General features: G+C 66.5%; 14 protein-coding genes. 3 read left to right on the top strand and 11 right to left on the bottom strand.

Annotated elements, in window-relative coordinates; genetic code table 11:
• Positions 1-19 precede the first annotated feature (19 nt).
• Together AC1DS6_RS01170 and AC1DS6_RS01165 are read right to left on the bottom strand one after the other, a co-directional pair.
• Positions 20-3,337 (bottom strand): acetyl-CoA carboxylase family protein, encoded by a 3,318-nt coding sequence (locus AC1DS6_RS01170; protein ID WP_477101756.1) that lies wholly within the window; start codon positions 3,335-3,337, stop codon positions 20-22.
• Between the two features lie 233 nt (positions 3,338-3,570).
• Positions 3,571-5,118: an acyl-CoA carboxylase subunit beta gene (locus AC1DS6_RS01165; RefSeq protein ID WP_441631316.1), complete on the bottom strand. Its 1,548-nt coding sequence runs from the start codon at positions 5,116-5,118 to the stop codon at positions 3,571-3,573.
• Between the two features lie 178 nt (positions 5,119-5,296).
• Between AC1DS6_RS01165 and AC1DS6_RS01160 the strand changes: the two genes are divergently transcribed.
• The gene (locus AC1DS6_RS01160) at positions 5,297-7,042 is read left to right on the top strand and encodes a sigma-54 interaction domain-containing protein (protein WP_441631314.1); all 1,746 of its coding nucleotides are present in this window, start codon (positions 5,297-5,299) and stop codon (positions 7,040-7,042) included.
• Positions 7,043-7,197: 155 nt separating this feature from the next.
• Positions 7,198-8,616, top strand: a complete 1,419-nt coding sequence (locus AC1DS6_RS01155) for a pyridoxal phosphate-dependent decarboxylase family protein (RefSeq protein ID WP_441631312.1) — start codon at positions 7,198-7,200, stop codon at positions 8,614-8,616.
• A gap of 174 nt (positions 8,617-8,790) precedes the next feature.
• Here AC1DS6_RS01155 and AC1DS6_RS01150 read toward each other — a convergent pair whose 3' ends face one another.
• The 4 genes from AC1DS6_RS01150 to AC1DS6_RS01135 form a co-directional block, all read right to left on the bottom strand.
• Positions 8,791-9,066, bottom strand: a complete 276-nt coding sequence (locus tag AC1DS6_RS01150) for a hypothetical protein (protein ID WP_441631310.1) — start codon at positions 9,064-9,066, stop codon at positions 8,791-8,793.
• A 35-nt stretch (positions 9,067-9,101) separates the two neighbouring features.
• The gene (locus AC1DS6_RS01145; protein ID WP_441631308.1) at positions 9,102-10,145 is read right to left on the bottom strand and encodes an EamA family transporter; all 1,044 of its coding nucleotides are present in this window, start codon (positions 10,143-10,145) and stop codon (positions 9,102-9,104) included.
• A 349-nt stretch (positions 10,146-10,494) separates the two neighbouring features.
• On the bottom strand, positions 10,495-11,139 hold the full coding sequence (gene narL / locus AC1DS6_RS01140) for a two-component system response regulator NarL (RefSeq protein ID WP_441631306.1): 645 nt from the start codon (positions 11,137-11,139) through the stop codon (positions 10,495-10,497).
• 179 nt (positions 11,140-11,318) lie between these two features.
• Positions 11,319-12,962, bottom strand: a complete 1,644-nt coding sequence (locus tag AC1DS6_RS01135) for a histidine kinase (RefSeq protein ID WP_477101755.1) — start codon at positions 12,960-12,962, stop codon at positions 11,319-11,321.
• 103 nt (positions 12,963-13,065) lie between these two features.
• Here AC1DS6_RS01135 and AC1DS6_RS01130 point away from each other — a divergent pair, with 103 nt between their 5' ends.
• Entirely contained in the window at positions 13,066-15,351 is a 2,286-nt protein-coding gene (locus AC1DS6_RS01130; protein WP_441631302.1) for a PAS domain S-box protein, read from the top strand.
• A 31-nt stretch (positions 15,352-15,382) separates the two neighbouring features.
• Here the strand turns inward: AC1DS6_RS01130 and AC1DS6_RS01125 are convergent, their stop codons facing one another.
• From AC1DS6_RS01125 to AC1DS6_RS01105, 5 genes are read right to left on the bottom strand one after another with little or no spacing between them, the layout of a single operon-like run.
• Positions 15,383-16,177 carry a TorF family putative porin gene (locus AC1DS6_RS01125; RefSeq protein ID WP_477101754.1) on the bottom strand — a complete coding sequence of 265 codons (795 nt, stop codon included), beginning with the start codon at positions 16,175-16,177 and terminating at the stop codon, positions 15,383-15,385.
• Between the two features lie 57 nt (positions 16,178-16,234).
• The gene (locus tag AC1DS6_RS01120; RefSeq protein ID WP_477101753.1) at positions 16,235-17,197 is read right to left on the bottom strand and encodes an electron transfer flavoprotein subunit alpha/FixB family protein; all 963 of its coding nucleotides are present in this window, start codon (positions 17,195-17,197) and stop codon (positions 16,235-16,237) included.
• Entirely contained in the window at positions 17,194-17,994 is an 801-nt protein-coding gene (locus AC1DS6_RS01115) for an electron transfer flavoprotein subunit beta/FixA family protein (protein ID WP_441631296.1), read from the bottom strand. Before AC1DS6_RS01115 ends, AC1DS6_RS01120 begins: the two co-directional genes overlap by 4 nt.
• The gene (locus AC1DS6_RS01110) at positions 17,991-19,436 is read right to left on the bottom strand and encodes a hypothetical protein (RefSeq protein WP_477101752.1); all 1,446 of its coding nucleotides are present in this window, start codon (positions 19,434-19,436) and stop codon (positions 17,991-17,993) included. Before AC1DS6_RS01110 ends, AC1DS6_RS01115 begins: the two co-directional genes overlap by 4 nt.
• Before the next feature lie 13 nt (positions 19,437-19,449).
• Complete coding sequence (locus tag AC1DS6_RS01105; protein WP_477101751.1) at positions 19,450-21,612, bottom strand: (Fe-S)-binding protein; 2,163 nt, start codon at positions 21,610-21,612, stop codon at positions 19,450-19,452.
• Positions 21,613-21,614 lie beyond the last annotated feature (2 nt).

The following is a 21,614-nucleotide window of genomic DNA, read 5'->3' as shown; positions in this document are numbered from 1 at the left end:
TCTTGTGTATGCATGGCGATCACCAGGCATCGATGAACGAGCGGCGCTCCCTGCGGCTTCGAACGCCGGCGGATGCGATACCCTGGACAATCCATTTCCGTGTCTGGGCAGGGTCAATCACGGCATCAATTTCCACGGCAGCGGCCGTGTTGATCGCGTGGCCACGCTCATAGGACTGTGCAACCAGCTTTTCGAACAGCGCTTTACGCTCGGCCCCGTCCGGAACGGCTTCGAGCTCCTTCTTGAAGCCCAGCCTGACGGCGCCTTCCAGACCCATCGGACCGAACTCGCCGGTCGGCCACGAGATGGTGAAGCTCGCTGACCGGAAGCCACCACCCGCCATTGCCATGGCGCCCAGGCCATAGCCTTTGCGCAGCGTAACGGCCAGCAATGCGACGCGCAGCTTGGCCGCCGTGAGGAACATGCGCGACACATGCCGCACCTGGGCGTGTGCCTCGACGTCCGGCCCGACCATGAACCCGGGGGTGTCGATCAGCGAAATGATCGGCAGCCCGTGCGCATCGCACAGCTGCATGAAGCGCGCCGCCTTGTCGGCGGCATCCGCATCGATGGCGCCCCCGAGGTGATATGGGTTGTTGGCCATGATGCCCACGGGTTGCCCTTCCACGCGGGCAAGCGCCGTGTGGATGCCCGCACCGAAGCCGCTGCGCAGCATCAGCACACTGCCGATGTCCGCGATCCCCTCGATGGCTTTCCGGGTGTCGTACACGCGTAACCGGTTCTCGGGTACGACGTGACGCAAGTCCAGGGAATCCGGTGCGCTCCAGTGCGCCACGCGCCCCTGGAACATGGACAGGTAGTGCTTCGCCACCTGCACGGCTTCCGCCTCGTTCTCAACCAGGACATCGACCACGCCATTGGCAAATTGCACCGAAGCCGGACCAACGTCCTCGGGGCTGAAGACCCCGAGGCCGCCACCCTCGATCATCGCCGGTCCTGCCATGCCGATGTTCGCGGACCGGTCAGCAATGATGACGTCGCAACAGCCCAGGAAGGCCGCATTACCGGCAAAGCAGCGCCCCGAAACGATGCCGACTACCGGGACATTCCCGTTGAGATCGGCAAACGCGGCAAACGACGGCTGATACAGGCCGGACACCGAAGGAAAGTCCACGTCGCCGGGCCGCCCGCCACCGCCTTCGGCGAACAGCAAGAGAGGGAGTTCATCACGCAGCGCAACCTCGACGATGCGATCGGTCTTGATATGGTTGCGCTTGCCTTGCGTACCCGCCAGCACCGTGGCGTCATAGGCCATCACCGCACTGCGCGCCCGGTCGTGACCGACAAGTCCTCCGTTGATGTTGCCGATGCCGGTGATCAGTCCATCCGCGGGGGTGTTGGCAATGAGGTCCTGCTGGCTGCGCCGGGAGGCCTGCGCCGCAAGCGCCAGCGCGCCATACTCCACGAAGGTATCCGGGTCGCACAGGTCCGCGACATTCTCACGGGCCGTGCGCTGTCCGCGCGAACGGCGCTTCGCTACCGCGTCGGGACGCGCGGCGTCATCCAGGTACGCATGCCGGTCCAGCACGCGCTGGAGGTCCGCACGGATCGCATGGGGGTCGACCTTCTGGGCGGCATCCACGGATACGCCATCGGCCTCGACCTGCTCGAGCACGATCAGGATCTGGCCTTCGGCTGCCAGCGCTCCCTTCTCCAGTCGCAGGTCGACCACGCGGCCGCCACATTCCGCCGCGATCGCGTGCTCCATCTTCATGGCGTCGAGCACCGCGACCGTCTGCCCCGGCTTGACGATATCGTCCACCTGCACCGAGATCTCCACCACCCGGCCTGTCAGCGGAGCGCGGATCGCCACCAACCCTTCGTCCACCTCCTCCTCAATATCGGGGGACCGTGGCGCATGCGCAGCCGGCGGGCGGCCCGCGCCCGCGAAGAGCGCCTCCTGCGCACGCTCGGCATCCGCAATGGCCTCCGCCGAGGCCATCAGCTCCGGCAGTATCGCTTCGAAGTGCCGTGTGTGTACGTGTTGCGTGAGGAAGTCGTCGCGCTGCGCGAGGGCCCGCAGCAGGTTGAGGTTGGTCGGCACCCCCACGATCCGGAACTCCGCAAGACTACGCTGCAGACGCCGCACCGCGACCTCGAACCCGGGCGCCGCGCTGCTCACGATCAGCTTTGCCAGCAAGGTGTCGAAGTTGGGCGACGGCGCATAGCCGGTGTAGCCGTGGGAGTCGACGCGAACGTCAGGACCCGAAGGCGGGTCGAAGCGCTCCAGGCGACCGTGAGCCGGGCGTGCCAGGCCCTGCGCGTCGGTCATTTCCGCGTTGACGCGAACCTGGATGGCGTATCCCCTGGGTTGCGGCGGCGAAGCGGGATCCAGGCCAAGATCACTTAAGGACCGCCCCACTGCCAGCCCGATCTGCAGCGCGACAAGATCGACCCCGGTGACTTGCTCGGTGATGGTGTGCTCGACCTGCAAGCGGGGATTGGCCTCGATGAAGACAAAGTCCTTCTGCTCGCCGGTCCCGGTTTCCTCGACCAGGAACTCGAAGGTGCCCAGGCTCTGGTAGTTGACGCGGCGTGCCAGCCTTAGCGCGGCCTTGATGATCTGCTCGCGCAGCTGCGGCCTGAGTACCGGGCTGGGGGCGATCTCCACCAGTTTCTGGAAGCGGCGCTGCAAGGTGCAGTCTCGCTCGCCGAGGGCGATCACCTGGGCTCCGTCGCCGGCAATCTGCACTTCGATATGGCGCGCCCGGCTGACCAGCCGCTCGGCGTACAGCGCGTCAACGCCAAACGCGGAGCTCGCCTCCGACCGGCAGCGCGCGTAGGCTTCCGCCAGGTCCTCGCGCTGCCGGACCACGCGCATGCCACGGCCGCCTCCGCCGCCGACGGCCTTGATGACCACGCCGGCATCGCCTTGCGCATCAAAGAAGCTGGTGATTTCCTCGAGAGATGCGCCGCCTCGCGTTGCGGGCATGACGGGAACGTCGCTCTCCGCCGCCAGCCGCAGCGCCCTCCCCTTGTCACCGAAGAGCGCAAGGTGCTCGACCGTCGGGCCGACGAACCGGATCCCGGCGTCAATACACGCCTGGGCGAAATCAGCCCGCTCGCTCAGGAAACCATAGCCGGGGTGGACGGCGTCGCAACCGGATTCCTTCGCTGCGGCGATGATCCCCGCAATGTTGATGTAGGCCGACGGGCCCGCCCCATCGAGGGGACGCGCCTCGTCAGCCAGCATGCGGTGCCGCGCGCTAAGGTCGTCTTGCGAATAGACCGCGACTGTGCCGATATCCAGGTCGCGCGCAGCGCGCAGGACGCGCAACGCAATCTCTCCTCGATTGGCGATCAACAGTTTTTTCAATTCAGTCTCCTCATTCAAACTTCGATGTCAGTGCCGAGCCAGCAGGCCGGTCATACCGCCGGCAGGAAGCGGCAAGATGATGGTCATTGGCTTGCGCGGCCAATTGCCCCGTGCTCGCGCCGCGATTGCGGCCACGGCGGCGGGTGTTGGGTTGCGAGCGAGCATGCGCGGGCGTTGCCGGCGCCTGGTCAGTCGTCTCCATTGTTGTGATCGAGAATCCGGAGAAGCGGCGCTCAAGGCCGGATGCCAAATCGGCTGATGCCGGCTTCGCGCAGCGGTGCCGCCAGATCGGCGAACTCGCACAGCAGCGTGCGGGTATCGCGCGGATCGATGATGTCTTCGATGACGAACGCCTCGGCGCTGCGGAACGGCGAGGTCAGGCTGCGCACGCGCTGCTCGATCTCGGCGCGCTTCTGCACGGGATCGTCGGCGCCTTCGATCTCGGCCTTGTAGGCGACTTCGAGTCCGCCTTCGATCGCCAGCGAGCCCCAGTTGGCCGATGGCCAGGCATAGCGGAAGTTGAACCGCCCCATGTGCTGGTGGCCGGCTGCCGGCACGCCGTACGCGCGGCGCAGGATGACCGAGCACCACGGCACGGTCGCCTGGTAGACCGCGGCCAGCGCGCGCACGCCATAACGCATGGTCCCTGCCTTCTCGGTCTCCAGGCCGACCTGGAAGCCGGCGATATCGACCAGGTTGACCACGGGCAGGTGGAAGGCCTGCGCCATGTCGACAAAGCGGGTGAATTTCTCCGCGGTGTCGCTGTCCCAGCCGCCGCCATAGAAGCACGGATCGCTGGCGACGACGGCCACCGGCCACCCGGCCAGCCGGGCCAGGCCCGTGACGATGGCGCAGCCCCAGTGCCTGCCGAGCTCGAAAAAGGAATCGGCATCCACCAGCGCCTGCACGATCGGGCGTATCTTGTAGACGGCACGGCTGTCCCGCGGAATGGCTGACAGCAGCCATTCGTCGCGGCGCGCCGGATCGTCGGCCGACTCGGTCCGCGGCGGCAGTTCGTAGACCGAGGGCGGCAGGTAGGACAGGAAACGGCGTGCGCACTCGAAGGCCTCTTGCTCGGTGGCGACCTCATCGTCCACCACGCCGTTGCGGGTATGGATGTGGCTGCCGCCCAGCTCGTTCTTGGTCAGCTTCTGGCCGACGCGTGCCAGCACAGGCGGGCCTGCGTTGAACAGTTGCGCGGTTTCCCTGACCATCACCGAATAGTGGCTGGCGGCCACACGCGCCGCGCCCATGCCCGCCACCGATCCCAGTGCCAGGGACACCACCGGCACCACGGACATGTTCTCCACCACGTGCTCCCAGACCTTCATGGTGGGGATCAGGGTGTGGCCCTTGATCTCGATATTGCGCACCGAGCCGCCACCGCCGGTGCCGTCCACCAGCCGGACCATCGGCAGGCGCAGGTCGTGCGCCATCTTCTCGGCGTGGATCAGCTTGTCCCCCACTGCGCCATCGTTGGCGCCGCCGCGCACGGTGAAGTCGTCCCCCACCAGCACCACCGGGCGCCCGCCGATGCGCGCCCGGCCCATGACCAGGTTCGACGGGACCAGATCCACCAGCCGCCCGTTACTGTCATAGCGGCCACTGCCGCTCAGCCCGCCGACCTCGCGGAACGACCCCGGGTCGGCGATCCCGGTGATGCGCTCGCGCACGGAAAGCTTGCCGGCCGCCTTGTGGCGCTCTACTTTGTCTTCGCCACCCATGCGGGCGGCGAGCCGCCGCCGGTAGTCCAGTTCGTCGATTTCAGGCTGCCAGGTCACAGCTTGTCTCCCGTTGATGCCGGCGGAATATGTATTGGCGTTAGTAACGCACTATCCATGCCAACCTGAAGACACTTGCATGGCCCTTGATTTCATTGAAGAATTTCCCGGGCATGGCTATCATGTCCGCCACAACGACAGAATGTGTCCGCACTGAGGACACCCATGGAGACGGCCTGTGTCCTCAACAACAACACCACGGTCAGCAGCCGAAACCGTCGCGCTTGGTGCCCTGGTGCGTTTGCGCGATGGCGGCCGGGTGGCGGCGGTCGGCGCCTGTGCCGACCCCGCCATTGCGGACGCGGCGGAATCCGCCTGCGACCGTGCAACGGACCTGGCCGACGGGCGCAGGCTTTTTCCCGTTGAGGCCGGCGCTCACCGCTACATCGGGCTGTGCCTGGAAGACAGTCGCCATCAACTGATCCTTCTGCACCGCGCCGACACAAAGGCGGTGCTGCTTGACTTCCTTGGCACTGTCCCCTTTGCGGGTGCGATCCTCGACCACTTCCTGACTGGCCCATACCAAGCCATTACCGTGGTCGACCAGGATGGCCGGGTACGCTTTATCAGCCCCGTGCACGAGAGATTCCTGGGCCTGGACGCCGGCGCAGGCATTGGCCGCCCCGCGGCGAACGTCATCCCGAACTCACGGCTGCCGCAGGTGGTGGCGAGCGGGAAAGCCGAGATCGGGCAGTTGCAGCAGATGAACGGCATCGCCCGCGTGGTCAACCGCATCCCCATCCGCCAGGACGGCAAAGTGGTTGGGGCCATCGGCCAGATCATGTTCAAGGGGCCGGAAGCCATTGTGCGCATGCACAACGAGTTATCCGAGTTGCGCTCGCAGGTGGCGCGTTACCAGCGCGAGCTGGATGGCCTGCGGGAAGGCCCGTCGATCCCTGGCCTGATCGGTGAAAGCGCGCCGATGCAGCGCCTGCGCCGGGAGATCCAGACCGTGGCACGCCTTGATGTGCCGGTGCTGATCCTGGGCGAAAGCGGCACCGGCAAGGAACTGGTGGCCCGCGGCATTCACGTGACCGGGCGGGAGCCGGTCAACGAACGGCCGTTGGTCAGCCTCAACCTGGCGGCCCTGCCCGCCACGCTGATCGAGTCCGAACTGTTCGGCCATGCGCCCGGCGCCTTCACCGGAAGCCAGCGCCAGGGGCAGGCCGGCAAGCTCGAACTGGCGGCCGGTGGCACCGTTTTCCTCGACGAAGTGGCGGACATCCCGATGGAGATGCAGGTCAAGCTGCTGCGGGTGCTGGAGGACCACATGGTCGAACGCCTGGGCAGCCGCCGCGCGCAGCGGGTGGACTTCCGCCTGATCTCTGCCACCAATCGCGATATCCCCTCGCTCATCGACGCCGGGCGCTTCCGCCTTGACCTGTACTACCGGCTTAGCGGCGTGGTGCTGCGCATTCCGGCCCTGCGGCAGCGGCGCGAGGATATTCCCGCCCTGCTGCAGCATTTTGTTGGCGCTTTCTGCGAGCGCAACAACGTGCCCGTGCCCAGGATAGATCACGAGGTGGCGCGGCACCTTGCCGGCCAGCCCTGGCCTGGCAATGTGCGCCAGTTGCGCCAGCGCATCGAGGAGGCGCTGGTGTTCTGCGACGGCCGCACGCTGGGCGTCGCGGATTTTGCACGTGGGGAATCGGCGCGCGAGTCAGTGAGCATGGAAAGTCAGCTCGGCGTGCATCCGCTGGCGCAAGCGTATCCGCACGAGGATAGCGAAGCGGGCGGGCCGCCATCCCCCTCACCCACTGCCTGGTCATCCAGCGAGCCCACGGCGGGCATGAGCGAGCTCGCCTATGCCGCCGTGGTTGACGCCATCGCGCGCCACAACGGCAACAAGAAGCGCGCCGCCGAGCAATTGCGGATCTCCCGCTCCCACCTGTACAAGCTCCTGGAGCGTGGGCCGGGTGGCTAACCACTCCGGTTCGCGCACCCGCCCGGCGCACGCTGTTTGCGGTGCATGGCTGGCCTCGCATGACGCGGGTCAGTTGACAGTCCCGGATTCACGACGATTTCATGTAGCATCCTTTTACGAATTGGATCGGGATAACTTCGGGGGAGAAGGCTGGCATGTCGCACAGGCAAACCAAGGAACTCGACGTACTGAAGCGCGCCGCCGAGGCAGCCGAGCGATTCAGGGAAGCGGTCGCGACACAGCCTCCCGCCGCTTCGTACGCGGCATGCCGCCAGGCATGGGACAGCCCCACTCCCGAAGCCGGCACGCCTGCGGCGCAGACGATCGATGCCTTGCGCGCGCTGGCGGAGCCCGGGTTACAGCCCACCACAGGGCCGCGTTTTTTCGGCTGGGTGGTGGGTGCCTCGCATCCGGTCGGTGTGGCCGCCGACTGGCTCACCAGTGCCTGGGGCCAGAATTGCGCCAACCACCAAGGCTCGCCATCCGCCGCGGCGGCGGAAGACGTCGCTGCCAGGTGGCTGCTCGACATCCTGCGCTTGCCTGCCAGCGCTTCCGTCGGCTTTGTGACGGGCGCGACCATGGCGAACTTCACTTGTCTGGCCGCCGCGCGCACCCATGTCTTGCAAAAGGCCGGCTGGGATGTGGAGGCGCAGGGACTGTGCGGCGCCCCTGAAATCCACGTGCTGATCGGCGACGAAGCACATACCACCGTCTTTGCCGCGCTGCGGCTGCTAGGGTTCGGGCGGGATCGCATCAAGCGCGTGCCGAGCGGCCGCGACGGCGCCATGCTGGCGGAGCCCTTCCGTGCCGCGCTGGCAGCCTGCGAGGGCCCCGCCATCGTGATCGCGCAGGCCGGCCAGATCAATACCGGTGCGTTCGACCCGGTGCAGGAAATGCTGGCGGATATCCGCGCACGCGGTGCGTGGCTGCATGTGGATGGCGCCTTCGGCCTGTGGGCCAGGGCTTGCCCCGAGACGGCGGCGCTCGCCGCCGGTCTCGAAGCCGCGGACTCCTGGGCGACCGACGGGCACAAATGGCTGCAGACCCCGTATGACAGCGGCTATGCCATCGTCGCGCACCCGGACGCCCATCGGCGTGCGCTGACGGCCGCCGCCAGCTACCTGCCCCACGCGGCCGGCGATGAGCGCGACCCGTCGCAATACGTGCCGGAACTCTCCCGCCGCGCGCGCGGCTTCGCCACCTGGGCCATGCTCCGCCACCTTGGCCGCGCGGGCATCGCCGACATGGTGGCGCGCCATTGCAGGCTGGCGCGCCGCATGGCTGAGCGGCTGGAGGAGGAAGCGGGCATCACCGTGCTGAACCGGGTATCGCTCAACCAGGTTATCGTCAGCTTCGGTGCGGGACAGGACGATGCCACCGCCGATCGCCTGACCCGGCATGTGGTGGCTCGCGTGCAATCGGCAGGCGACTGCTATGTCGGCGGCGCCTGCTGGAAGGGCCGCGAAGTCATGCGCCTGTCGGTCATCTCCTGGCCTACCGGGGACGACGACATCGATCGCGCGGCGGACAGCATCGTCGAGGCCTGGCGGTATGTTGCCAGGCTCGATCCCTGACGATTCAGCGGTTCAGGGCACTAGATCTTGGTAACAAAGGTCCGCGCGTGATACAGCGCGGTCAGGCTGAGCGCCGTTATCACAACGATCGCGATCACGTCCGCGCCCGGATAGCCCCAAAAATCCGACATGGCAGTCTCCCAGTTGAGTTGTCGATGGTCCGCGGTGCGGGCCTTAAAGCAATCCGGTATCCAGCATCCGCTGGCGGCCGAAGTCGCTCAGCCGGAAGCGGAATCGCATCTTGTCGGCGTAAGCATCGAATTTCTCCTCGACGCTGGTCACCAGCCCGCCCGAGTACAGGTCCGTCAGGATAACGCGCACGGAGCCAATCCAGTATGGCCCTTGCTTGCCGTACTCCTCGCAGACCGACGCCGCGATATCGCTGTCCCACATGCCGTCGGTACCGGCGATCTGCTGCAGGATGAAGCCCTTGATATGCACTTTCGCCACTTGTCATCTCCGGTTCGGGGAAAATACCGCCGCGCTTACAGCGAGCGGACCACTTCGAGGACATCGCTCTTCTCCGTGTACATCAGGAAGGCGCCCGATACCACCATCGCGAGTCCCAGCAGGAAATTCCACGCCGGAAACTGCAGGGTGAAGGCAGCCAGGAATACCACCGCGAACGCGCCGTACAGCGCGGCAATGGCCTGCCCCCGGCCCACGCCGATGAGCGGGAAAGACTTGTACCAGGACACATAGCAGAAGCCGAAGGTGATGCCCGCCAGCAGCAGCCATGTGATGGCCTTGAGATTCCAGGTCTGGATGATCAGGTGGATGACATCGACATCGCCGAACAGCGCCAGCGCCGGCAGAACCAGGCACAGCCAGTAGATGGATTCCGCGGTGAAACGCACGGTGATGCCGCAATCCGGATCGGTGACATCGAGCGCGCGGCCCGCCAGCGCGCCCTCCACGCCCCAGCCGATCGCCGCCATCGCGCCGCCGAGGTAGCCCAACCATGACGTGTGCCGGGTTGACGCGCCGGAGAGTTCGCCCAGGATGCCCGGCGCATAGATAGCGATACCGCCGCCGACGATCACCAGGATGCCGAGCGCGGCACGCATCGTGATTTTCTCGTTGTACCAGATGCGTGCGATGCTGGCGCCGATGATCGGGTAAAGCAGTCCGGCGATGGCGGCGAACACCGCGCCCACATAGCCCATGGCAAGGAAGGAGCCGAAGATCGCCATCGGCCCGCCGAATATCGCGGCGGCGAAGTACCACTTGGAGATGCGCCGCACGCGCACCAGCGTGCGGCCGAAGTCCTGGAATTTGCCCAGCACGATCAGCCACAGGAACAGGAAGAGCAATACCGAGAAGGCGTTGAACGTGGTAATGACCGCCGCCGCGGTCAGGAACTGGCGGGGGTTCGCCATATCCATGGTGGCGAACGGCGCCTCCTTCCAGACCGCAGCGCCAGGTACATACCACGCGCCCCACAAGACCGCGCACCATAGCGCCCAGATAAAGCCCCAACGGATACTGCGGGCACGGAATGCCACCTTCGCTTGGCCGACGGTTGTCATGGATCCTCCTGTGGTAAGCGCGTCGGGATGCGCGCCTGTCTCCTGCTTTTTGTCTTCTTTGTCTTCAAGTCATCGGGAAGACATAGGCAGGATTATTGGAAGGCGGAGGCAGGACAGACAATAATCCAAAGGGGAGATACCTACAAAGAGGCATGAGGGCGGGGAGTTCCGGGGTGGAAATCTCGCCGAGGTGGGGTGGCATCTGGCGCCCTTGCGACCTTTGACCTTCTTGCCCACGTCGTATCCCTGGCCTGCCCCCCGGGGCGAGATACGGCGGTGCAACGCTGCCGCCAGCTGGGCCAACTACGTACAGCCGCGTCAGCAGCTAAAGCACGAAGACCCCGCCCACTCAATGCCGCTTCTGATGCTCATGACGCCAAACCACGGCCTCCAGCCGCGAATGCAAATTGAGCTTGGAAAGCACATGTTTAACATGCACCTTGACCGTCCCCACGCTAATCCCCAATTGCCGGGCAATCGTCTTGTTACACAATCCCTCGGCCAGAAAATCCAGCACCTCCGATTCCCGGGAAGTCAGGTCAGCCTGCGCGGCAGGAACCCGTTGATTCGTCGCCACCACCTGCATCAAACTACCAGTAACCGACTCACTCAACACCGAGGCTCCATTAGCAGCCCTGCGCAGGCAATCACACAAGTCCTCCGGCTCCATATCCTTGAGCAAATAGCCATGCGCTCCGGCCCGCAGCGCCGACACGACATCGCGATCGTTATCCGATACCGTCAGCATGATAAATCGCGCATCCACCTGCTTCTCCCGCAACGCGCCGATCGTCTCGATGCCGCTCATGCCCGGCATATTGAGGTCAATCAGAATCACATTGGGTTGCATGCGCACGGCCATCTCAACGCCCTCCGCGCCGGAGGCGGCCTCGCCGACCACGCGAAAATCCTTATCCATGCCGATGAGTTGCGCCAGGCCTTTGCGGAACAGGGCGTGATCGTCGATGAGCAGCACCGTATTGCTCGTCTCCATGGCCAGTTGTCTCCGTTTCATTTTTTTTCTGCGCGGCCACGGCGGTCTGTACTTCGTCCCGCCTCGGGCCGTATCGCCGCCTGTATCGGCGGCTGCTATTTGCAGGGGTAGCGGAAATGTTACACGGCATCCAGCAACGATGGCGCGTCGTTCAGGGTTTCCCCCATTGCACGCCGTTCCTACCAGTCGGGCTGCCCCACCGGGCGAAAGCGCACCGCAACGCAACATCCGCCGCCCGGCCGGGGTGTGATGGCCAGGGCACCGTCAAGGCTCAAGGCCCGCTCCCGCATGATGGCGGTGCCATACTGGTTGCGCGCATCCGCCGCAGGCTCGAAGCCAAGCCCGTCATCCTCGATGGTGATCGCCATCGCGCCATTCTCCGCGGGCAGCAACCGGACAGTAGCCTGCGAGGCCCCCGCGTGGCGCACGACATTGGAGAGGGCTTCGCGCACGATCTGCACGATATGGAATTCTTCGTTGGCGGTCAGCCGGCAGTGCTTTAGCCGGTTGTCCAGCGTCATGGCCACGCTGCTGCGGGCGCCGTACTCTTCCAGGGCCTCTTCCAGCGCGGCGGAAAGGCCTTGCGAATTGATCTGCGTGCGGAATGTCGTGATCAGTTCACGCAGCTTGCGGTAGGCGCCATTCAATCCGTCGCGCAGCTCTTCCGCCGTCGATACCAGTTCTTCGCGCCCGTCGCCCCGCTCCGACAGGGTCTGCAGCCGGCTGACCTGGATCTTCATATACGACAGCGATTGCGCCAGCGAGTCGTGCAACTCGCGTGCCATCGCCGCGCGCTCCTCGATCAGCGCCACCCGCCTCCCCTCCTGCATGCGCCGGAAACCGCCGATGGCCAGCGCCAGATGCCTGCCGACCGCTTCGCCGATCTGGCTGCCTTGCGACTGGCATTCCCGCACCGTCCCGAACACGAGGAACAGGTGGCCGTAGCGCACCTTGCCGTCGCTGATTGGCACCGCCATCCCTGCCTCGCCATCCTGCGCCGGTGCGCCATGCTCGGACATATCGAACAGCATATGCGGGCCGGCCACCACCAGCGTGCGCACGCGCTCCACCTGTGCCCAGCCGAGTTCGCCCACGTGCACCACGGCCGGCAGTTGCAGCGCTTCGCTGGTCTCGTCATCGAGGCAGATGCCGCATGCCCGCGCCGCCAGGCTATCGGCCACCGCGCCGCAGACATTGCGCAAGGCTTGCGGGCCAAGCGATTCGCCCGACAGCGCTGTCATGACCTGGTCGAGCAGGGTCAGCCAGCGGTCCTGCGGGTGGGCATCGGCCGCATTCGCCGCACCCATGCCGGCCCGCGCCTCGCCCGCATAGCGCCGCAGCCGCAGGCCAACCAGCAAGCCGCCGGCGGCAACGATCAGCAAGGCAATGCGCACCGCGATATCGACCCGCAGGTGGCGCTGCAGCGCCTCCGATACATCGACGGCAGCCTGCTCGAGCAGCGGCATGGCGCCCGTCACCGTCCCTGACGCGCCCGGCTGTTCCACCTCGGCGAGCGCGGAGCCGAACGGCGGGTCGGCCAGCAATGCCCGCGCTTCCACCAGCCATTGCCGTGCTTCGCCATTGGCTTCGTTGCCGCGCGCGAAACCGCTGCCGCGCTGCCGCAATTCGGCCGCCTTGGTCATGAACCGCACCGCCTCGCTGGACCACGCAGCCGTCAGCACGGGCTGCACCATCAGTGCCAGCGCGGCCAGCGCGGCGACCGTCATCACCACCATCCAGGGACGCGCGCGATGGTGTTGCTGAGCGAAAAAAAGCAAGTATGATGGCGAGGCGCGTCTGGCAGGCACGGGATTGCTATTCATCGGATCACCTTGGGTCGCAACGCGCATTCAGTCCCGGACCGATCGCATGCAAGTCAACAAGCGAACGCCGGGAAATAATAATAGGGAGACGAGAGGGATTAGCGTGAGGGGGAGCATCATGCTGGCCGTGTGGCTGTATCTGAGCGGCGCGGCCGCCGCCTGCGGCTATGCCATTGGCGCCACCATGGGCTGGCTGCCCAGCAGTACACCGCTTGCCGTGGGCTGTCTCGGCGCAGCGCTGGTGCTGGTATCGGTGGCAACCGCCACCAACCGGCGCCTGCCCGCCAGACTGGCCGACCCCGGCACGCATCGCCCGAGTGTCGGGCCGATTCCGCTGCATCACGACTATCGTGCCCTGGTCGACGGGATCGAGGACATCGTGTTCGAGACCGATGCCGATGCCACATTCCATTTCCTGAATCATGCGTGGAAGTCCGTCACCATGCTGGATGTGCACCTTTGCCTGCACACTCCCGTGTTTCGTTATGTCCATCCCGATGAGCAAGCGCTCAACCGCGAACAGTTTCTCACAATCCTCTCCCAGAACAGCGATGCGTGCCGCTACGAGACGCGCCTGATCTGCCACGACGGGCGGCCGCGCTGGATGGAGGTGCGGCTGCGGCCCCGCTTCGACGGCCACGGCCGGGTAACCGGCACCACCGGCATGATGACCGACATCCAGTCCCGCAAGCGCGCGGAGGATGTGCTGCGCGCGCGCGACCGCAGTCTGTCGACCCTGCTGGACCACCTGCCCGGAATGGCGTTCCGCTGCCGCAACGACCGGCGCTGGACCATGGAGTTCGTCAGCGATGGCTGCTTCGAACTGACCGGCATGGAGGCGGTGGACCTGCTCAACCACCCGTCCTACGACGAGCTGATCCATCCCGACGACCGCGCTTATGTGTGGGACTACGTGCAGAGCCAGCTGGCGCAGCACAGGGCATTCCACCTGCGCTACCGCATCCGCACCCACGCGGGGCAGGAGAAATGGGTCAGCGAGCGCAGCCGCGGCATCTTCGCCGGCAACGGCACGCTGCTGGCCATCGAAGGATTCATCTCCGACATCAGCAGCCAGAAACGCGACGAGGAGCGCGCCGAGCGCGAGCCGCTGCACGACCGGCTGACCGGCCTCAAGAGCCGCGCCCTGCTGCTCGACCGCATCGATCTCGCCCTGCGGTACGGCGCGCCCTTCATGCTGCTCTGCCTGGATGTGGACAACCTGAAACGGATCAACGAACGGCATGGCCGCGCCTTTGGCGACCAGTTGCTGGCCCGCCTGGGCGAGCGCCTGGCCACCTGTTGCGGCCCGGGCATCTCGGCGGGACGCAGTGGCGGCGACGAGTTTGCGATTCTCGTCTTGCAGGCGCCGGCCAGCGAGGGAAGCCCGGCTCTCGACCCTGCCCGCTTTGCGGGACGCACGCAGAACGAGCGCCGGCTCGCCGCGGTGATCTCCGCATTGACGCTGGTGGACACGATCGCCGCCATGCTGGACACGCCGTTCGAGATCGACGGCATCTCCGCCTCCATCAATGCCAGGCTCGGCATCGCGATCCGGATCGCCAACCAGCCCGATGCCCGTTCCCTGCTGCGCGACGCCTTGCGCGCCGTGTATTCGGCGCAATGGCAAAGCGCCAATGGCACGGTGCGCTACGCCTTCGCGGGGGAAACGGCCCGGCGCACGGCACAGGCCTGGCGCCGCTCCCTCGGCGAATTCGCGCGCGCGTTCAGCTCGCATGGGCTTCAGGTGAGCCTGGCGCAGGTCATACCGCTTGGCGACGGCCCGCGCTGGGCGGAGGGATCGGCATGCTGGCACAGCACGCGCTCCGGCGCCATCCCGGCCGCGCATCTGTTCCTGTATGCGGCCCAGGCCGGCACACTGGACCAGTTGGCAGAACGCTACCTGCTCGCCATCTTCGACCAGGCCTACCCGTTGCTCGAACCACAGCAACGGCTTTGCCTGTGCCTTGACGCGGTGCCGCTCGACGCCATGGTGCTGCGGGGCCTGCAGGGCGCATTGCGGGCCATCGGCGACAAAGCGACCCTCGCCCGTATCGACGTGCTCCTCCCGCAATTCGCGGATCGCGGCCTTGCCGAACTCGATGTCACCCTTGCCGGCTTGCGCCGCGATGGTGTCCGCGTGGGCGTCGACCTGACCCCGGCCACCGCGCACGATGGCCCGTCCTTGCCCGACTGGACGCTGCTTGCGGATTTCTGGCGCATCCGGATGGATGCCGGCGCCGCGGATACGAGCCGCCTGGCGCGCCTGCTGCGGATCGCCGCCAGGCACGGCATCCCGGTAGCGGCGGCGGGAGAACCCGATGGCGCCGGCGGCCAGGGCCGCTTCCAGCATCGGGTCGGGCTCGCGGAGCCCATCGGGGTGGAAGCTTAGGCGGCCACCGGCGCCAGTGCCAGGCATGGCATCAGAAGGTTTTCTTCAGGCCCAGGATCCAGTGCGCGGTGCCAATCTTCTTGCCGTCCGCCACCCACAGCGCGCGGTCGGCATTGGTCCCCGTATAGGCAAACGAGACGATCCAGCCCTCGCCAAAGGTCTTGCTAAGCGCGGCGCGCCAGTCCGTATAGTTGAAATCGCCGTAGTTGCGCACCCATTGGCGGCCCACGTGCAGCCCCAGCGTGACGTCCCACGGCAGCGGCACGTCCGCGTTCAGCTCCAGGTAGCCGCTGCCATGCGAATTGCCTTTGCCCGTGCCCATCGACGCGCTGTCGTAGCCGAAGAAATTGGTCAGCGTGCGCGAGTACTTCAGCGTCAGGATTTTCCAGCCGACGGCGCCATACAGTTCCAGCGTGTTGTATTTTTCGTCCGAGTCCGGCAGCTTGGGGTTTTCCGGATAGTAGAACTGCAGCAGGCCGACATCGAAGCGCCAATCGCCGAACGACCTGGCATAGCCTCCGTACAGATCCAGCTCCAGGCTGGCGCCGTTGATCGCCTTGCTGCTGACATTGGTGCCCCAGATGCCGGCATACAGGCCGCTCTCATGGGCATAGTCGAAGCCGCCCTGGAGCGCCGGACGGTCCTGCGTATACGTGATGCCGCGGAATACATAGTTGCTCATGAGCGCGACGTTCGCGCTCACGGTATGGGGACTGGCGGGCGGTTTCGGTTCTTCCTGCGCGAACGCGCAAGACACCGCGCCCGCCCCGCCCGCCAGAAAACAGCCCGAAGCTACCACCCTGGCCCAGGATTGCGACAATTTCATGGTTCACCTTCGACAAGGAAAAGGCGGCAATCGCGCGAGGGCGGTGCCGGAACGCGATCAGAAGTGGTTTTGCAGTTCCTTGCCGATATCGAAGATATCGCCCACGATGCCGTACTTGGCGATAGTGAAGATGGAGGCCTCCGGATCGGTATTGACCGCCACGATGGTGTCCACGTGCTTCATGCCGGCCATATGCTGGACCGAGCCCGAGATGCCCATCGCCACGTAGAGCTTGCAGTTGGCCGCGGTCTTGCCGGACTGGCCGACCTGGCGAGATTTCGGCAGCCAGCCCGAATCCGCGATGGGCCGGGAGCAGCCGAGCGTGGCGCCCACCGAGTCGGAGAGTTCCTTGAACTGCTCGACGTTGTCTTCCTCGCCCACGCCACGGCCGATGGAGAGGATGAAGTCGGCACCCGGGATATCCACGTCGTCGCCGCCCGCCGGCTCCTCAAACGCCAGATGCTGGCTGCGCGGCGTCACCTGCGGCGCGGGCAGGCTCGTTATGGCCGGCGTGCCGGCTGCCTCCACCGGCTTGAACGAGCCGGGCCGCACCGTCAGCACCACCGTGGCGTGCCCCGGGAACTCCATCTCCACGTTCACCTTCTGCCCGTAGCCCGAGCGGGTGGCCACCCAGCCGTCCCCGTCGCGCTCCACCTTGAACACGTCGGTGGTGAACCCGTGGCCGTCGCGCACCACCAGCGGCGCCGCGTAGCCCAACGTATCGACGCTATGCGGCAGCAGCACCAACGAAGGCTGCCGCGCGGCGATCAGCGCGCGCACCGAAGCTTCATATACCTCCGGATCGAAGGCATCCCCGGCGCTCTGCACCGTCACGATCTCATCCACCCCCGCCAACTGCAGCGCCTGCGCGTGGCGCGCCGGGTCGGCGGCGATCAACGCCACCTGTACCGGCTCGCCGCTGGATGCCTTCAGCGAAGTTGCCAGGCCGATCAGCTCGCGGCTGACCGGACGCAGTTCTCCCTTGCGATGCTCGACTACCACCAGAATGCCCGCCATCATGCTTCTCCCCTGAATTCCTTGATGATCTTCGCCAGTTGCGATGCCTGCTCCGCGGGGGTGCCCTCGATCATCTGGGCGCGCCCTTTCTCCGGCACATACATGCGCCGCACCCGCGACAGCGATCCCGCCGCGCCGGTATCGCCGGCCGCCAGTCCGATGTCGTCCGGCCCGACCACCTCGATGGGCCGTGCCGCCGCCTGCTTGATGCCGCGCAGCGATGCGTAGCGCGGCGTGTTGATACCCAGTTGCAGCGTGAGCACGGCCGGGGTGTTGATCTTCACGACGGCGTAGGTGCCGCCCTCCAGCTCGCGCCGCACCGTTGCCGTGCCCTCGCCCGGGGTGTATTCCAGCGCGGCCACCACCGCCGCATGGGGTGTGTCCAGCAGGCCCGCCATGGCCATGCCGGTGGCGCCGAAAGCGTGATCGGAAGCCTGCACGCCAGCAAAAACAAGATCGGCGGACTCGCGGCGGGCAAGCGCGGCCAGCACGCGCGCCACCGCGATCGGGTCGGCCTCTTCCAGGGCGTCGTCCCAGACGCGGACCGCGCGGTCGGCGCCCTTGGCCAGGCACTTGCGCAACTCCTCGTCGGCGCTGTCGGGCCCCACCGTGGCCACGACCACCTCGATGTTGTCCCCGCCAGGCCCCTCCTTCAGCCGCATGGCCTCTTCCAGCGTGAAGTTGTCCCACTCGTTCAGGTCGTGCACCAGGAAGTCGGGGTCGATATCGCGGTTGTCACCGCGCATCTCGAAGTCCTCGTCCAGCGAAGCCACCTGCTTGATCGTCACCAGTATCTTCATAGCGTCTCCATCGTCATCAGCGGTGCTGATTGTTCGGCTCTCGGCGGAGCCTCGGTATGCGCGGCGGCGGGCACGCCGGCCAGCCGCGCGAAATGACTGAATATGCGGAAGCGAACCTGCGTGTCGGGGTCGTCCCGCATGCGCCAGCGGTCCGCATCCGTGAAATTGGGGTGATCGAGCACCATCGCCCGGTGCAGCGCATAGCCATCCTGACGCAAGGCGAGCAGCACGCCGCGCGGTGCGGCGCGGTTCAGGATCACTGCCCGGCGCACGTCCGGACTCTCGTGCGCCGCCAGCCTGGAAAGCTGCGCAGGCGATGTGGCGGCATTGCGCGCCACGCCCGCCAGCACGTCCACGCTGGCGCTGCGCGCGAGCCGGCGCAGCAGCGGCGGCGCCAGTTCGTCGCGGTAGGCCACGCCCGCCTGGACCCAGTCCTCAGGGTCTGCGCCAAGCCGCTCAAGTACGGCAGCGGGACAGGCTGGATGCCGGGCGGCGGCGCGCCGTACTTCGGCATGAGCGTCCGCAGCGGCAATCGCCAGGAGCGCCGGCGGGCAAGCCGCATTGCGGGCCACCGTGCGGCGCACCCAGGAATCGGTGTCCTCCTGCAGCCAGCCGGCCATTCTTGCCGACAGGTCCGCCCGCGCCGCCACCGCGCGGCGCACGCCGGCCTCGGCATCGAAGCAAAGCGTCAGCAGCGCTTGCGCGGGCACGGCGGCATGGGCGGCGGCCGCGCGCCGCACGGTCGGGTCGGCATCGGCCGCCAGTTGCCGCAGTAGCGCCACCGGCGCGCGCGGATGCCGCGCCCCGCAGCGCCGTTCCAGCACGGTCTCGGGCACGGCCTCCAGCAAGCGGCCAGGGCAATGCGGATGCAGCAAGACCTGGGCGCGCACGGCCGGCTCGTCCACCGCCGCCGCCCACAGGGACAGCAACGTATCCGCGGCGGTGGCCAGGTTGATGGCAAGCAGGCGGTGCAGCACCGGCAGGTGGCGCCGCTCCAGCGCCGCCAGCACATCGGCAGCGGTACCCGTGTTCTCGCACAGTGCCCGCAGAATCTCGACCTGCGCGGTGCCTTCGGCCATCTGCGCCAGCACGCCGCGCGGCATGTTCGTATGCCTGGCCAGCAGCAGGCGCAGGCGCTCGCCCCCGCCGCCGCGCCAGAGCGTCACCAGCGCCTGCGCGGGAGCGGCCGGATTGCGCGCCAGGCGCAAGCCGACCGCAGCATCGTCGCGGGCGATCGTGGCAAGCCGCGCCAGTACCGCTGGCGCAAGGAATCCCGCCGACGCCAACAGCAAACGGTCCTGGCGGGCATCGAACAGGCGCGGCAGCAAGCACGCCTGGTGTGCCGGCAACGCGTGCGGATAGAGCGCAGCGGCCGCGTAAGGCTCCGCGTCTTCCTGCGCACGCCGCAGCAGCTCGTTCCAGTGCCGGCCCGAGAATCGCATCTCCGCCCCCGCCCTAAGCTTCCACCAGGCCGATAGCGGCATGGCTGGCCGGGGCGGCCTCAGCCGGCTCAGCCAGGGCGTCGCGGATCAATTCGATCAACTCGCGCACCACGAACTTGCCTTCGTAACCGCTGGTCTTCAGGGCGTCCTCGAACATGGTCAGGTCCTTCGGACAGCACACCACGAAGACTTCCAGCCCTTCGATGCCGGCGGCCTCGCGCATGCGGTTCTGCGACGGCTTTTCCACGCCGACCGGGTCGGGCATCCAGATGCGGCCGCCACCGGCGCCGCAACAGAAGGAGTTGTCGCCATGGCGCGGCATTTCCACCAGTTCGCAGCCGATCTGCTTCAGGATGTCACGCGGCGCGCCATAGCCCTTGTTGAAGCGACCAAGGTGACAAGGATCGTGCAGGGTCACGCGCAGGCGCTGCGGCTGGCGCACCTTGATCTGGCCCTGCTCCAGCATGCGCTGCACGTAGCTGGTGTAGTGCTCGATCTCATAAGTGCCCCCAAAATCCGGGTATTCGTTGCGGATGGTGTTGTACGAATGCGGGTCGGTGGTAACGATGCGTTTGAATTGCGCGGTGCCCAGGGTCGCGATATTGGTCTCGGCCAGCAGTTCGTAAAGGCCTTCCTCGCCAACGCGGCGCACATCGTTGCCCGCATTCGACTCGCCCTCGAACAGCAGGCCGAACTTCACGCCGGCATCGTGCAGCAATGTGGCGAACGCCTGACTGACTTTCTGGTTGCGCGGATCGAACGAGGCATAGTCGCCCACGAACCACAGCAGATCCACCGGTTCCTTGCGCGCGTCCTTGATCTCGAACGGCAGCGTTTTGGTCCAGGCCGCGCGCTTGCGCTTGGATTCCCCGAAGGAGTTGCCGGTCTTGTGGATGGTCTGCAGGGTCTTCTGCAGTTGCGGCTCCATATCGCCGTCTTCCACCAGCTTGCGGCGCATCTGGACGATGATGGGCACGTGTTCGATCGCCACCGGACAGATCTCCACGCAGGCCATGCAGGTGCGGCAGGACCACAAGGTCTCCATGAACACCTGGCCGCCGTCCTTGCCGTGCGGGCTCAGCTTGACCTCGTCCGGCAGGGCTTGCTTCTGCAGCGTATCGTTGGCGAACTCGCGCAACGAGAGGATCACGTCGCGCGGAGACAGCGGCGCGCCAGACGCTTGCGCCGGACAGGCCTCGTGGCAGCGGCCGCACTTGGTGCAGGCATCCAGGTTGAGCAGGTGCTTCCAGGTGAAATCGGTGATCGTGCCGTAGCCGACCTTGTCCCCGGTGGCCGCCTGGCGCGGCAGGCGCTGCGCAGCCAGCGGATCGCGCAGCATCAGCGAACCGGCGGCGGTGAAAATGTGCTTGACCTTGGTGAAGGGGATCAGCGCGATCAGCGTCAGCGCCAGCAGGCCGTGGAACCACCACAAGCCGGAGCGCAAGACGCCTGCCGCCCCGGCGCCGACGCCCACGGTGCGCATCGCCTCGGCCAGCGCGGCGCCGAACGGCGACCACCAGCGCAACGCCCACACCTCGGGTCTTTCCTGCAGCCAGACCAGCCGCGCGGCTTCGAGCACGTAGCCGGTCACGCCGATGATGATCAGGGCCCACAGGAAGGCCCAGTCCTCGCGGCGGTAGCCGCTGCGGTCATAGCCCGGCTCTCCCGGCTTGCGGTCCGGCCGGGTGTAGTCGAGCTTGGGCGGCTTGATCCAGCCGCGCCGGATCATCATGTAGACCAGCCCGGCGATCATGGCCACGCCGGCGCAGTCGAGCACCAGCGAGAACCACAGGTAGAACTTGCCGTGCCAGAAGCGCAGGCCAAACAGCTTGCCGGTGATGTCGTATTCCAGCGTGATCGTGGCGGTGCCGATAAACAGCAGCGCGAAGCCGTAGAAGATCAGCCGGTGCGCGCGGCCGGCGGCGGGATCCCGCCGGGCGATGGTGCGGTGGCTGGCAACGGTGCGGCACATCTGCATGAAGCGCTTGCCGATTTCCAGCGGCGTGCCCAGCGGCTGGCCGCGCCGGTACTTGCGGATCTGCACGTAGGTGCCGTAGCAGAACACGCCGATGGCAGCGAAGCCCACCAGGTAGAACAGCACGATGGCAGGTGACGAGAATCCTTCAAACAGGACGCGGGTGACCTGGAGCGGGTCGAACTTGTCTGCGGCTGGCATGG

It is taken from the genome of Cupriavidus sp. 05L310 (assembly GCF_056398185.1).
The sequence above is the reverse complement of the archived record's forward strand: the minus strand, read 5'-3'. Positions and strand labels throughout refer to the sequence as shown.

Coding starts and splice junctions, on each gene's coding strand:
- AC1DS6_RS01155 (WP_441631312.1), top strand. CDS start 7,198: ATGTCGCACAGGCAAACCAAGGAACTCGACGTACTGAAGCGCGCCGCC.
- AC1DS6_RS01145 (WP_441631308.1), bottom strand. CDS start 10,145: ATGACAACCGTCGGCCAAGCGAAGGTGGCATTCCGTGCCCGCAGTATC.
- narL (WP_441631306.1), bottom strand. CDS start 11,139: ATGGAGACGAGCAATACGGTGCTGCTCATCGACGATCACGCCCTGTTC.
- AC1DS6_RS01135 (WP_477101755.1), bottom strand. CDS start 12,962: ATGAATAGCAATCCCGTGCCTGCCAGACGCGCCTCGCCATCATACTTG.
- AC1DS6_RS01125 (WP_477101754.1), bottom strand. CDS start 16,177: ATGAAATTGTCGCAATCCTGGGCCAGGGTGGTAGCTTCGGGCTGTTTT.
- AC1DS6_RS01120 (WP_477101753.1), bottom strand. CDS start 17,197: ATGATGGCGGGCATTCTGGTGGTAGTCGAGCATCGCAAGGGAGAACTG.
- AC1DS6_RS01115 (WP_441631296.1), bottom strand. CDS start 17,994: ATGAAGATACTGGTGACGATCAAGCAGGTGGCTTCGCTGGACGAGGAC.
- AC1DS6_RS01110 (WP_477101752.1), bottom strand. CDS start 19,436: ATGCGATTCTCGGGCCGGCACTGGAACGAGCTGCTGCGGCGTGCGCAG.
- AC1DS6_RS01105 (WP_477101751.1), bottom strand. CDS start 21,612: ATGCCAGCCGCAGACAAGTTCGACCCGCTCCAGGTCACCCGCGTCCTG.